Origin of the sequence: Brenneria roseae subsp. americana, assembly GCF_003115815.1 — a bacterium.
Taxonomy (GTDB): Bacteria; Pseudomonadota; Gammaproteobacteria; order Enterobacterales; family Enterobacteriaceae; genus Brenneria; species Brenneria roseae.
In genome coordinates this window covers 1-13,706 of record NZ_QDKJ01000006.1, presented here as the reverse complement: position 1 = coordinate 13,706, position 13,706 = coordinate 1, and the positions used below count along the sequence as shown (strand labels likewise).

Annotated in this window: 11 protein-coding genes, 1 pseudogene and 1 other annotated feature; of the genes and pseudogenes, 8 read left to right on the top strand and 4 right to left on the bottom strand. The window is 51.3% G+C overall.

Annotated elements, in window-relative coordinates:
• Window positions 1-3 precede the first annotated feature (3 nt).
• Window positions 4-765 (top strand): YciK family oxidoreductase, encoded by a 762-nt coding sequence (locus B4923_RS08990; RefSeq protein WP_109054020.1) that lies wholly within the window; start codon window positions 4-6, stop codon window positions 763-765.
• A gap of 17 nt (window positions 766-782) precedes the next feature.
• Complete coding sequence (gene cobO, locus B4923_RS08985) at window positions 783-1,373, top strand: cob(I)yrinic acid a,c-diamide adenosyltransferase (protein ID WP_109054019.1); 591 nt, start codon at window positions 783-785, stop codon at window positions 1,371-1,373.
• Between the two features lie 99 nt (window positions 1,374-1,472).
• Here cobO and rluB read toward each other — a convergent pair whose 3' ends face one another.
• From rluB to rnm, 3 genes are all read right to left on the bottom strand, one after another.
• A complete protein-coding gene (rluB, locus tag B4923_RS08980; RefSeq protein WP_109054018.1) occupies window positions 1,473-2,357 on the bottom strand; it encodes a 23S rRNA pseudouridine(2605) synthase RluB in 885 nt (294 codons plus the stop codon).
• Window positions 2,358-2,589: 232 nt separating this feature from the next.
• A complete protein-coding gene (locus B4923_RS08975; RefSeq protein WP_109054017.1) occupies window positions 2,590-3,210 on the bottom strand; it encodes an L-threonylcarbamoyladenylate synthase in 621 nt (206 codons plus the stop codon).
• A 181-nt stretch (window positions 3,211-3,391) separates the two neighbouring features.
• Window positions 3,392-4,267: an RNase RNM gene (gene rnm, locus B4923_RS08970; RefSeq protein WP_109054237.1), complete on the bottom strand. Its 876-nt coding sequence runs from the start codon at window positions 4,265-4,267 to the stop codon at window positions 3,392-3,394.
• A 344-nt stretch (window positions 4,268-4,611) separates the two neighbouring features.
• Window positions 4,612-4,716 (top strand) — a sequence feature (Trp leader region).
• Window positions 4,717-4,811: 95 nt separating this feature from the next.
• Here rnm and B4923_RS08965 point away from each other — a divergent pair.
• The 6 genes and pseudogenes from B4923_RS08965 (at window position 4,812) to B4923_RS08935 (ending at window position 12,635) form a co-directional block, all read left to right on the top strand.
• Complete coding sequence (locus B4923_RS08965) at window positions 4,812-6,374, top strand: anthranilate synthase component 1 (RefSeq protein WP_109054016.1); 1,563 nt, start codon at window positions 4,812-4,814, stop codon at window positions 6,372-6,374.
• A pseudogene (gene trpD, locus B4923_RS21400) lies at window positions 6,374-7,983 on the top strand (bifunctional anthranilate synthase glutamate amidotransferase component TrpG/anthranilate phosphoribosyltransferase TrpD). The gene B4923_RS08965 and the pseudogene trpD overlap by 1 nt, the downstream one beginning before the upstream one ends.
• 7 nt (window positions 7,984-7,990) lie before the next feature.
• Window positions 7,991-9,352, top strand: coding sequence for a bifunctional indole-3-glycerol-phosphate synthase TrpC/phosphoribosylanthranilate isomerase TrpF (gene trpCF / locus B4923_RS08950; protein WP_109054013.1), 1,362 nt, complete (start codon window positions 7,991-7,993; stop codon window positions 9,350-9,352).
• A gap of 42 nt (window positions 9,353-9,394) precedes the next feature.
• The gene (gene trpB, locus B4923_RS08945) at window positions 9,395-10,588 is read left to right on the top strand and encodes a tryptophan synthase subunit beta (RefSeq protein WP_211313940.1); all 1,194 of its coding nucleotides are present in this window, start codon (window positions 9,395-9,397) and stop codon (window positions 10,586-10,588) included.
• Entirely contained in the window at window positions 10,588-11,394 is an 807-nt protein-coding gene (gene trpA, locus B4923_RS08940) for a tryptophan synthase subunit alpha (RefSeq protein ID WP_109054011.1), read from the top strand. The genes trpB and trpA overlap by 1 nt, the downstream gene beginning before the upstream one ends.
• A 518-nt stretch (window positions 11,395-11,912) precedes the next feature.
• The gene (locus B4923_RS08935; RefSeq protein WP_109054010.1) at window positions 11,913-12,635 is read left to right on the top strand and encodes an oligogalacturonate-specific porin KdgM family protein; all 723 of its coding nucleotides are present in this window, start codon (window positions 11,913-11,915) and stop codon (window positions 12,633-12,635) included.
• Between the two features lie 209 nt (window positions 12,636-12,844).
• Here the strand turns inward: B4923_RS08935 and ompW are convergent, their stop codons facing one another.
• Window positions 12,845-13,483 carry an outer membrane protein OmpW gene (gene ompW, locus B4923_RS08930; protein WP_109054009.1) on the bottom strand — a complete coding sequence of 213 codons (639 nt, stop codon included), beginning with the start codon at window positions 13,481-13,483 and terminating at the stop codon, window positions 12,845-12,847.
• Between the last annotated feature and the right edge of the window lie 223 nt (window positions 13,484-13,706).

Below are 13,706 nucleotides of genomic sequence, written 5' to 3'. Positions count from 1 at the left end.
CCCGTGCATTACCAGCCTAAAAACGACTTGCTGCAACAACGTATCATTTTGGTCACCGGTGCAGGCGACGGTATCGGCCGCGAAGCGGCCCTCACCTATGCCCGATTTGGCGCCCGCCTTGTTCTGCTTGGCCGAACAGAAAGCAAACTTCAGGCCGTGAAACAGCAAATTTTTCAGGAAAATGGCACAGAAGCCCACATCATTGTTTGTGACATGTTAACGGCCCATTCCGAACAGTTTTTCCAAATTGCCAACGAGTTAGCCCGCGTCATTCCCCATTTGGATGGCGTACTGCACAACGCCGGACTCCTTGGGGATATCGCGCCGATGGCGGAGCAATCCGTCGAAACCTGGCATCAGGTCATGCAGGTCAACGTCAATGCGGCCTTTATGCTGACGCAAGCTCTGCTGCCGTTATTACTGAAGTCTCCCAGTGCGTCACTGGTTTTCACCAGCTCCAGCGTGGGACGCCAGGGCCGTGCAGGCTGGGGAGCCTACTCAGTGTCCAAATTTGCGACCGAGGGCATGATGCAGGTCCTTGCAGATGAATATCGGCATACCCATCTGCGGGTGAACTGCATTAACCCCGGCGGTACGCGCACCACCATGCGAGCCTCCGCTTTCCCGAATGAAAACCCGGAGAAACTGAAAACCCCCGCGGATATCATGCCGCTGTACCTTTATTTAATGGGTGATGACAGCCGCCGGAAAACCGGGATGAGCTTTGACGCCCAACCCGGCAGAAAAGCCGGCCCCGCCGACTAACCAATCGAGAATATCTGATGAGCGATGAACGTCACCAACAGCGTCAGCAACGCATTAAAGAACGTGTAGATGCCCGTATTGCCGCGGCCAATGACATACGCGGCATTCTGATCATTTTCACCGGAAATGGGAAAGGGAAAACCACCGCTGCTTTTGGTACGGTTACGCGCGCCGTCGGGCACAATTTACGCGCAGGCGTTATTCAGTTTATTAAAGGCGAATGGCCAAATGGCGAAAAAAATCTGCTGCAAAAGCACGGTGTGGAATTTCAGGTTATGGCAACCGGCTTTACCTGGGAAACCCAGAATCGCCAGACTGACACCGATGCGGCAGTGAAAGTCTGGCAGCACGGTAAGCGAATGCTCGCCGATCCACAGTTGGATCTGGTGGTGCTGGATGAACTGACTTATATGATCAGCTACGGTTATCTGGCACTGGATGACGTAATTAACGCACTGAACCAGCGCCCTGCCGGACAAACGGTAATAATCACCGGACGCGGTTGTCACCGGGATTTACTGGAGATCGCCGATACCGTGACCGAAATGCGCCCGGTCAAACATGCGTTTGAAGCGGGAATCAAAGCACAGCAAGGTATAGACTGGTAAACGGCGTTTTATGTGATTCCAGGACGCAGGGATCACACCATCCGGCCAGAGATGTCCCCTGCTCGGGAACCTCTCTGCCTGAACGCCAACGAGTGGATATTAACCGTTACGTTTGGGTTTCGGTGACGAGCGTCTTGCTGGCGTCGAATTAATCTGGCTGTGACGTTTTACCGCACGACGAATCTGATTGGCTTTTACCCGACGACGCTCCCGCTCAACCGGCAGTTTGGTCACGGTTTCCGGCGGCAGTTGCACCAATTCTCGCAGGTAGTTAATATCGTCCAGCGCCATTTCAGTCCAGCCGCCGCGCGGCAGCCCTTTAGGCAATTGAATGTCGCCGTAGCGCACGCGGATCAGGCGGCTAACCTGCACATCGACCGCTTCCCACAGGCGGCGAACTTCACGGTTACGCCCTTCCGTCAGCGTCACGTTATACCATTGGTTAAGGCCTTCGCCGCCTTGATAACGAATCGTGCGGAACGACGCCGGGCCATCTTCCAGCTGCACGCCTTTGCTAAGCTGTTTGAGCTTCTCATCATTGATTTCGCCGAATACCCGCACCGCATATTCACGCTCAACTTCATGGCTGGGATGCATCAGGCGATTGGCCAGTTCCCCATCGGTGGTAAACAGCAATAGCCCCGAGGTATTCACGTCCAGACGACCGACAGCCACCCAGCGAGAGCCGTGGATTTTCGGTAAACGATCAAATACGGTAGGACGACCATCCGGATCGCTGCGCGTACACAGTTCACCTTCCGGTTTGTAATAGATAAGCACACGGCAAACCGTTTCTTCGGTTTCCTTGACGGAAACCACGTGGCCGTCAATACGGATTTTGGTGGCTTTTGTCACTTCAACACGGTCACCCAGCGTGGCAATTTTGCCATCAACGCTAACGCGTCCCGCCTGGATAATACCTTCAATTTCACGACGCGAACCGTGACCTGCGCGCGCCAGTACTTTCTGTAGCTTTTCGCTCATCGAGCAACCTCTGAGTGTCGCCTTCCCAGGCGTCGGGGGGAACATAACTCACTGTTATAATTCAGTGAGTTATGTGAAAATAATATGTCATAAAAAATGCTGGCGCGATTATACAGAGATTCGCGCCATTTGTATCCTAATTGTTATTGTTGTGCGGACAGAGCAAAGCGGCGTTCCAGAAACGGGATGTTGTCGCTATCCCTCCTTCATCAGTCCGATGATGCGCGAACGATTACTGAAACGGCGTCACATCCCCGGTGCCTTCACGGACAATCTGCGGCGACGACTCGGTTAAATCAATAACGGTTGTTGGCTGCTGCCCAAGAAAACCGCCGTGAATGATCAAATCCACCTGTTTGCCCAGCGTGTCCTGAATTTCTTCCGGATCGGATTCGGCAAAATCATTGCCCGGCAACATCAGCGTGGTAGACATAAGCGGCTCATTCAGTGCGGCCAGCAATGACAGCGCAATGGGATTGGACGGCACGCGCAGCCCAATCGTCTTGCGCTTTTCATTCATCAGGCGGCGGGGAACTTCTTTGGTCGCCTTCAGAATGAAGGTGTAGTTGCCCGGCGTATTGTTTTTAATCAGGCGAAATGCGGCATTATCAACATAGGCATAAGTGGACAGCTCAGACAGATCGCGGCACATCAATGTAAAGTTGTGGTTACTGTCCAGTGAGCGGATTCGGCAGATACGCTCCATCGCGTTTTTGTCGCCCAGCATACATCCCAGTGCATAACCGGAATCGGTGGGATAGACAATGACTCCACCTTTATGCAGAAAATCCACGGATTGCGTAATCAATCGCGGTTGTGGATTCTGCGGGTGGATATAGAAAAACTGACTCATGACACTACCTCGTGCTTCTGAAATACCCGTGTACGCCTTCAGCGCCCCGCGTAGTCGTGCAAATATTGGATCGTTATGGTGCTGAAACGTTGTTATTTTAGGACATGATTATTCCAACACGTTATTCACGTGTGGTTGCCAAACCGGTTATGGGATAATGGCTCACATCCGATCGGTGCCGTTACTGCGCCAAAGCCGGGTGTTGCCAGACGGGCTCAACATCGGCAGGCAGCCACAATTTCCGCCCCAACTCAATCCAGGCGCAAGGTTGATGGAAATCAGACCCTTGCGACCCCATCAGATGAAAATCTCTGGCATAACGAGCAAGCTGGGTCCGTTCATCCGGCGCCTGCTGGCATTGCGCCACTTCCATAGCCTGCCCGCCGTTCCCGGCAAATGTACTTAACAGACGCTTCAGCCATTTGGCCGTCAGGTCGTAACGCCCTGGGTGGGCCAACACCGCAACACCACCAGATTGATGAATGGCATCAATCGCTTGCTTTATTGTACACCACTGTGGCGGAACGTAACCGGTTTTCCCTTTCGCCAGATATTTTTTGAATACCTGATTGATATTCGGTGCAACACCGCGCTCAACCAGATAGCGGGCAAAATGCGCGCGGGTGATCTGACCGCCCGGCGCCAACCGGCTGGCACCGGCAAACGCATCAGGGATGCGGGCTTTTTCCAGCCGGATAGCAATTTGCTCTGCCCGCGCCAGCCTTGACTGCGCCTGTTGCTGTAAAAGCGCACACAGGGCTGGGTGATCAACATCCATCCCCAGTCCCACGATATGAATTTCATGGTTTTCCCACAGCGTGGAAATCTCCACGCCGGCAACAAGCCGCAGCGGAAATCGGTGGTTATCAATAGACCGCCGGGCCTCCGCCAGTCCGGCGGTGGTATCGTGATCGGTAATAGCCAGAACATTCACGCGCATCGCTACGGCACGGGCGACCAGTTCGGGCGGCGTCAATAAACCGTCTGACGCAGTAGTATGACTATGCAGGTCATAGAGCGGAAACGATGACAAAATTGATTGAGATTCTTCTGGCACAAATATATCCATGACTGGCGGTGTACGTTCATCACCCGCTTAAGCAGGCAGAAACCGATGGCAAAGGCCGGGATGCCCGGAACGAACAGACAAGACATCCCATTCCCGTATTTTCCCTGATATCTAATCGGGTTAAGACGGCATGATGCCATTAACCTGCGTAAAAGGGTAAATAAGATTCATTTCCCCGCCGCCCAGTACGCGGCTCACCAAACCATTGCCCGGTACAATAAAATAATGTTATTCCTGTTGTTGACTTTTGCCACGCGAACCAGTTAACTAGTACACAAGCTCAGCACGCAGATAGTGAGATGATGATAATGACTATGCAAAAGATGATGGAACTTGGTTGGTGGCGCTCTTCCCTGTCGCGGGTGGAGTAATCACGCATCGCTGTTATCACAACATGCAGATATTCCCAGGCCCGCTTATCCAGCGGGCTTTTTTATGACGAGCTATTTATCCATCACCCTTTGGGCCGTCGCAAGCGACGTTGAAAAACACCCGGGTGTTTTTTATGGACACATTGATACAGGTAGCAATAATGCAAACAACAAAACCAAAACTGGAACTGCTGCGTACCGAGGCCGTGTATCGAAACGACCCCAGCGCCATCTTCCATCAGCTGTGCGGCGCCAGACCATCGACGCTGCTGCTGGAATCCGCAGAAATTGACAGCAAAGAAAATCTGCAAAGCCTGTTAATCGTCGATAGCGCTTTGCGTATTACCGCACTGGGCCCGTTGGTTTCGGTACAGGCGCTGACGGCAAACGGCGCAGCCTTGCTTCCTTTGCTGGATGCTGCGCTGCCCGCCGACATTCGTAATGAACCACATCCTAACGGACGAGAACTGACCTTTCCCGAAGCCGATACGCTTCAGGATGAAGATGCGCGACTGCGTTCATTGTCCGTCTTTGATGCCTTACGTCAGATTCTGACGTTGGTCGACTGTCCTAAAGACGAGCGGGAAGCGATGTTTCTCGGCGGATTGTTTGCATACGATCTGGTCGCCGGTTTTGAATCGCTGCCGGCGCTGAGTCAGCAACAACGCTGCCCGGACTTCTGTTTCTATCTGGCGGAAACGTTATTGATTCTCGACCATCAACAACATGTCACCAAGCTACAGGCCAGCCTGTTTACGCCGGATAATGCTGAACGCCAACGCCTGCAACACCGTCTGGAACAGTTGCAGCAGCAGTTGACTCACCCGGCACCGGCGCTGCCGCGCCAGTCAATTGAAAGTATGACGTTGAACTGTAATCAGAGCGACGAAGCCTTTGGCGAAGTCGTCAGCCAGATGCAACAGGCTATCCGCATTGGCGAAATTTTCCAGGTAGTGCCGTCACGACGGTTCTCATTACCCTGCCCATCCCCGCTGGCGGCCTATCAAACGCTGAAAGACAATAATCCCAGCCCGTATATGTTTTTTATGCAGGATCAGGACTTCACCCTGTTCGGCGCTTCGCCGGAAAGCTCATTGAAATACGATGCGGACAGCCGCCAGATTGAAATTTACCCGATTGCCGGCACGCGTCCTCGCGGTCGTCGTGCGGATGGTTCACTGGATCGCGATCTTGACAGCCGTATTGAACTGGAAATGCGCACCGATCATAAAGAATTGGCAGAACATCTGATGCTGGTCGATTTAGCGCGCAACGATCTGGCGCGAATCTGTCATCCTGGCAGCCGTTACGTCGCCGACCTGACCAAAGTTGATCGCTACTCCTTCGTTATGCATCTGGTTTCCCGCGTCGTCGGTACGCTACGAGAAGATTTGGACGTGCTGCACGCCTACCGTGCTTGTATGAATATGGGGACGCTAAGCGGCGCGCCGAAAGTCCGCGCCATGCAATTGATCGCCGGGAGCGAGAAAACCCGTCGCGGCAGCTATGGCGGCGCCGTTGGCTATTTCACGGCGCATGGCGATCTGGATACCTGCATCGTTATCCGATCCGCCTATGTTGAAGATGGCATCGCCACCGTTCAGGCGGGCGCCGGGGTCGTTCTGGACTCGAATCCACAGGCGGAAGCCGATGAAACACGGAATAAAGCCCGGGCGGTACTGCGGGCCATTGCCAGCGCGCATAATGCAAAGGAGATGTTCTAATGGCCGATATCCTACTGCTCGATAATATCGACTCTTTCACCTACAACCTGGTGGATCAGTTGCGCGCCAGCGGACACAATGTGGTGATTTACCGCAACCAGATACCTGCCGAGGTCATTATTGAACGCCTGCAGCAAATGGAAAACCCCGTGCTGATGCTTTCTCCCGGTCCCGGCACCCCGGCAGATGCGGGCTGTATGCCGCAACTGCTGCAACGTCTGCGCGGCAGATTGCCGATTATCGGCATCTGCCTCGGTCATCAGGCCATTGTTGAAGCCTATGGCGGTCATGTCGGTCAAGCCGGTGAAATCCTGCATGGCAAAGCTTCCGCTATCGATCATGACGGATTAGGCATGTTCAACGGATTACCGTCGCCTCTGCCGGTCGCCCGCTATCACTCGCTGGTTGGCAGCAATATTCCCTCAACGCTGACCGTCAATGCTCGTTTCAATAACATGGTCATGGCCGTGCGGAATGATGCAGACCGCGTTTGTGGTTTCCAATTTCATCCTGAATCAATTTTAACCACCCACGGTGCGCGTCTGCTCGAACAAACGCTGAACTGGGCTTTGGCTTAAGGAAGGACGCTATCATGCAAAATACTTTCTCCTTGCAAAACACACTGGAAAAATTATACCGGGCTGAGAACATCAGCCGCCAGGAAAGCCAGGACCTGTTTACCGCGGTTATTCACGGTGAACTGGAAGCCAGCCAATTGGCCGCGGCGTTAATCAGTATGAAAGTTCGTGGCGAGCACCCTGATGAGATCGCGGGCGCGGCGGCGGCGTTACTGGCTGATGCCCAGCCTTTCCCCCGACCGGATTATTTGTTTGCCGATATCGTCGGCACCGGGGGCGATGGTACCAACAGCATTAATATTTCAACAGCCAGCGCTTTTGTCGCGGCCGGTTGTGGTCTGAAAGTGGCCAAACACGGTAACCGCAGTGTATCCAGCCGTTCAGGGTCATCCGATTTGCTGGCGGCGTTTGGCATCAAACTCGACATGTCTGCGCAGACCTCTCGCCAGGCACTGGATGATTTAGGCGTCTGTTTTCTGTTCGCCCCGCAATATCATCTGGGGTTCCGTCATGCGGCGCCTGTGCGTCAGCAGTTGAAAACCCGCACGGTATTCAATGTACTGGGGCCGCTGGTCAATCCGGCCCGACCGCCACTGGCGCTGATCGGCGTCTATAGTCCGGCGCTGGTTCGCCCTATCGCCGAAACGCTGCGCGTGCTGGGTTATCAACGCGCCGCCGTGGTCCACGGCGGCGGGATGGATGAAGTCGCCATTCATGCGCCAACACAGGTTGCCGAACTCAATAATGGCGAGATCGAAACTTACGAATTGACGCACAAGGATTTCGGTCTGGACAGCTATTCGCTATCGTCATTGCAGGGCGGAACCCCGGAAGAAAATCGTGACATTCTGGCCGCTCTGCTACAAGGTAAAGGCGAGCGCGCGCATGGCGCAGCCGTCGCCGCCAACGTCGCATTATTAATGCGGTTGTTCGGGCAGGAGAATCTGCGTCAGAATGCTCAACAGGCGCTGGAAGTCATACAAAGCGGACAGGTTTATCAGCGTGTTATTGACCTGTCTGCCAGAGGATAACGAAGTCATGCAGGAAACCGTTCTGAATAAAATAGTGCGTGATAAAGCCTTATGGGTTGAAGCGCGCCAGCAAAAGCAGCCGCTGTCTACTTTTCAGCATGAGATCGTGCCAAGTCAGCGTGATTTTTATCAGGCTCTGCGACAGAATAAACCTGCGTTTATTCTGGAATGCAAAAAAGCGTCGCCGTCAAAGGGGCTGATTCGTCATGATTTCGATCCCGTCGCCATTGCACGGGTTTATCAGGACTACGCCTCGGCCATTTCTGTTCTGACCGATGAGAAATATTTTCAGGGCGATTTTTCGTTCCTGCCGCTGGTCAGCGCGGCGGTGTCGCAACCGGTATTGTGCAAGGATTTCATCATTTCACCCTACCAGATTTATCTGGCGCGTTATTATCAGGCCGATGCGATTTTACTGATGCTATCGGTGCTTGATGACGATCGGTATCGGCAGTTGTCCGACGTCGCTCATAGCCTGAAACTGGGGGTGTTGACCGAAGTCAGTAATGAAGAAGAGTTACAGAGAGCGATTCAGCTTGAAGCTCGCGTGGTCGGGATCAACAACCGAAATTTGCGCGATCTGTCTATCGATCTCAACCGTACCCGGACACTGGCGCCACGTCTGCCATCCGGCGTGACGGTGATCAGCGAGTCAGGTATCAATCGCTATGCGCAAATTCGTGAATTGAGTCAGTTCGCCGATGGTTTCCTGATCGGCAGCTCATTAATGTCCGAGCCCGACCTGACCATGGCCGTAAGGCGTGTCATTCTGGGTGAAAACAAAGTCTGCGGACTTACCCGCGCCGAAGATGCACTGGCGGCTTATCGTGCGGGAGCACTTTACGGCGGCCTGATTTTTGTGGAAACCTCCCCGCGATATGTCGATCCGGCACAGGCTGAAAAAGTGATCGCCGGCGCCCCGCTTCGCTATGTCGGTGTGTTCCGCGATGCGCCTGTTGACAAGATTGTCAATATCGCCGGGCAGCTTAAGTTAACCGCCGTCCAGCTACATGGGCAGGAAAACCAACAAACCATTTCACAACTTCGTCAGCAGTTGCCCGCATCTTGCCAGATCTGGAAAGCGCTGAGCATGGATGGAGAACTTCCCGTTCGCAACCTGCGGGATGTCGATCGCTATTTGCTGGATAATGCTCAGGGCGGAAGCGGTCAAACATTTGACTGGTCAGTTCTCAATGGCGAGTCGCTGGATAATGTCATGCTGGCCGGGGGATTGAATGCCGAAAACTGTTCACGGGCCGCTCAGCTCGGCGGTATAGGGTTGGATTTTAACTCCGGGGTGGAAAGTCAGCCAGGACAGAAAGATCCGAATAAGATTGCGGCTGTTTTCAAGGCGTTGCGCACGATATAAGCCGACGATATTGATCACTATTAAATGTATAAAGACAGGAACATTATGACGTTACTCAATCCTTACTTTGGTGAATTCGGCGGACAGTATGTCCCGCAGATTCTCATCCCCGCGCTGCGTCAACTGGAAGAAGCTTTTGTCAGCGCTCAGCAAGATCCTGACTTTCAGGCTGAATTTCTCGATCTGCTGAAAAACTATGCCGGTCGGCCAACGGCCTTGACCTTATGCAAAAACCTGACGGCGGGAACGCGTACCAAGCTATATCTGAAGCGCGAAGATCTGCTGCACGGCGGCGCGCACAAAACCAATCAGGTTCTGGGCCAGGCGCTGTTGGCCAAACGGATGGGAAAAAGCGAAATCATCGCTGAAACCGGCGCCGGCCAGCATGGCGTCGCCACCGCGCTGGCCTGTGCTCTGCTGGGGTTAAAGTGCCGCATTTATATGGGGGCCAAGGACGTTGAACGCCAATCGCCCAACGTATTCCGTATGCGTTTGATGGGCGCCGAAGTGATCCCCATACACAGCGGCTCGTCCACTCTGAAGGATGCCTGTAACGAAGCGCTACGCGACTGGTCTGGCAGTTATGAGAATTCCCATTACCTGTTGGGAACGGCGGCTGGCCCGCACCCTTATCCGACCATCGTACGTGAATTCCAGCGGATGATCGGTGAAGAAACCAAAGCCCAGATGCAGGAAAAAGAAGGCCGGCTGCCGGATGCCGTTCTGGCGTGCGTGGGTGGCGGCTCCAACGCCATTGGCATGTTTGCCGACTTTATTGATGATACGTCAGTTCGATTGATTGGCGTCGAACCCGCCGGTCTGGGCATTGAAACGGGGCAACACGGGGCGCCGTTGAAACATGGCCGCGTGGGGATCTACTTTGGTATGAAATCTCCCATGATGCAAACCTCGGACGGACAGATTGAAGAATCTTATTCCCTGTCCGCCGGTCTGGATTTCCCTTCCGTAGGGCCGCAGCACGCTTATCTGAACAGTATTGGCCGCGCTGATTATGTTTCGATCACCGATGATGAAGCGCTGGATGCCTTTAAAGCGCTTTCTCGCCAGGAAGGGATTATTCCGGCACTGGAATCGGCTCACGCGCTGGCCTACGCGCTTAAGATGATCAAAGAGGAGCCAGAGAAAGAACAAATACTGGTGGTCAACCTGTCTGGCCGCGGCGATAAAGACATATTTACCGTTCACGATATTCTGAAAGACCGGGGAGAAATTTAATGGAGCGTTATCAACATCTATTCAAACGTCTGTCTGATAACAAAGAAGGCGCGTTTGTCCCCTTTGTTACGCTGGGCGATCCATCACCCGAGCAATCACTGAAAATTATTGATACGTTGATTGCGGCTGGCGCCGATGCGTTAGAGCTGGGAGTCCCTTTCTCGGACCCGCTGGCAGACGGCCCAACCATTCAGGATGCCACGCTCCGCGCTTTTGCTGCCGGTGTAACGCCAGGCCACTGTTTTGAAATGTTGGCCGCAATCCGGCAGAAATACCCGGATGTGCCTATCGGTCTGCTGATGTACGCCAATCTGGTATTCAGTAACGGTATTGATGCGTTTTATCAGCGTTGCGCTGAAGTCGGCGTTGATTCTGTTCTGGTTGCCGATGTTCCGGTGGAAGAGTCCGCGCCTTTCCGTGCGGCGGCTCAACGTCATGGTATCGCGCCGATCTTTATCTGCCCGCCTAACGCCGATGACGATTTGCTACGCGAAATTGCCTCCTATGGCCGGGGTTATACTTATCTGTTATCCCGTGCAGGCGTGACGGGTACGGAAAAACGGGCGCAATTGCCGCTGCACCACCTTGTCACTAAATTGCGCGAGTATAATGCCGCTCCGTCCCTTCAGGGGTTTGGGATTTCTGAACCTTCTCAGGTTCATGAATCACTCTCTGCTGGCGCCGCCGGTGCTATTTCCGGCTCCGCTGTGGTGCGGATCATCGAAAAAAACCAGCATCAGCCCGCTGAAATGCTGTCGCAGTTACACGCTTTTGTCAGCGAGATGAAAGCCGCGACGCGTTCGTAAGCACTGAAAGATAACCTCTCCTGGCGCCATATCGTTTCTTTGCGGTATGGCGTATCTTACGGTACGGCATCACCCGACAACCAACCAAAATATTAGCAGACTATGTTTCCCGGTACGTTACTACGTAGTGTATTATTCTGCTTAATTATCTTTTACTGGTAATAATGAATTAAAAATAAAAATCTCAATCGCTCTTTATACTTTTAGAATAATGATTCTTATTTAATAAATAATAGGTTTATTGGAATTAAAAACATACGCAACATATTACATTTCATATTGAAATAATCTTGTTTATTTTAACAAGAAACATCAATTAAAATAACAATTCAATTTTAAAAGGCATAAATAAATCTCTTAAAACAAGAAGAGAATCACAGAAATGAAATCATTTTTTATTTTCTTATTTTGAAGATCTTATTCACATTAATATTAAAAATAACAAATAGAATGGAGCCGCTGAACAAAAGTGGCAGCATATTATTAAATAATAATTCTCTTTGACACGGGATAATAAAATGAAAGTTAAAATTCTAACAATGTTGGTAACCTCTTTAATTAGCTTAAGCTCCATGGCGGTAACGTTCGACTACCGTCATGAAATGAAGGATACGACAAGCGCTAATCATCAAGACCGTCTTCTGATTTCCAACCGTTTTGAAAATGGCTTCGGCTTGTCGATGGAAGGAAAATGGAAGCAGTCCAGCAAGGATAACACCCCTAATAAACCCTATAACGAAACCGTCACCAACGGTACTGAAGTGACCGCCAGCTACCTGTATAAGTTCGATAAAGTGTTCAGCCTGGAAGGTGGTTTTAATCTGGTGACTGACTCAGATACCAACAACTACCGTCCTTATATTAAAGGCATGGCAAACATCACCGACTCGGTGTACTACGGCTTGCGCTATCGTCCGTTCTACAAGCGTTACAGCAATAACATTGGTAGTGCGACAAACCCAACGGATATGACAGGCTATACGATTACCAGTACCCTTGGTTATAAATTACCTGCCAACTTCACCATTGAGTATGAGTTCGAATATAACAAGAATACCAAGGCTGGTTCATTCGGTTATATTTCTGATAGCGAAAACGATGGCATGACCCATGATGTGAAACTGTCGTATAAAATTGATAAGAACTGGACGCCTTATGTCCAGGTGGCAAATGTTGAAGGAAACAAAACTACTGACGAACGCCAGACTCGTTTACGTGTAGGCGTTCAATACAACTTCTAATTACCAATGTTTTGAAAATTTCAATTAATGCCATGATAAAGATTTATTAAAGAATAAAGTTTCACTTAAGAATAAAGATTTATTTATTGGTTTGTTATTTCCTGTCTGCAAAAACGGCGGATAAGAATCCGCCGTTTTTTATGGTTTGTTATCGAATAAAAAAATAAGACGGGCAAGATAGAAACATAACGTTGCCCGTTTATAAATAATCAGAACCGATATCCTACGCCAAACATAAAGACCCACGGATCCAACCGGGTACTGACGCTATGCTGTTCCCCGTTCAGTTTGAACTTCACATCCGTATCAATATCCATCCACCACACCGAGGCGTTAATCAACCAGTTTTCATCCAGGTTGTAATCCAACCCCGCCTGCGCAGCCAATCCCCAGGAATTCTTCAGGCTCAGATCGCTCAGCCCGACGTCTTTTCCGCGTTGATTGAATTTTTCATCATAAAACATAGTGTAGTTCACCCCGACCCCAAGGTAAGGACGAAGCTTGTCGGCTTTGTCACCGAAATAGTATTGTGCGACCAGCGATGGGGGCAGATGGTTCACTTCGGCAATGGTTCCGCCAAGGCTGTCCAACCCAACCCGATGATTAAACGGTGTCGCCGCCAGTAACTCCACTCCGATATTGTCAGTCACCATGTAACTGAACGTTAAACCAAGCTGGGTATTGTTATCAACTTTAAACGATCCCAGACTTCCCAATACATTGTCAGACCCTTCCACCGGACGCACAGTTGCGGACCCTGCACGAACAATGACATCACCAGCCTGATGAGCCTGTACGAATGATGGCACCAGTGCAGCTGCCAGTAATAAGAAAGACGCCTTTTTCATTACCCACTCCCTTTGTATGGTTTAAATTTCGAGCGAAATATACCTCTCTATGGGTATTCTTGTTTTAAGCCAGATCACATCTTTCAAAGGTTTTTTACAAAAAACGAAATTCATCAACTATTGCTAACTTATTAAAAATGAAAGAATTGATCTGCATCAAAAATCAACAATAAGTGCGTAAAAAACCACCTGCATAGCAGGTGGCATTGATTTCGCCCCATAG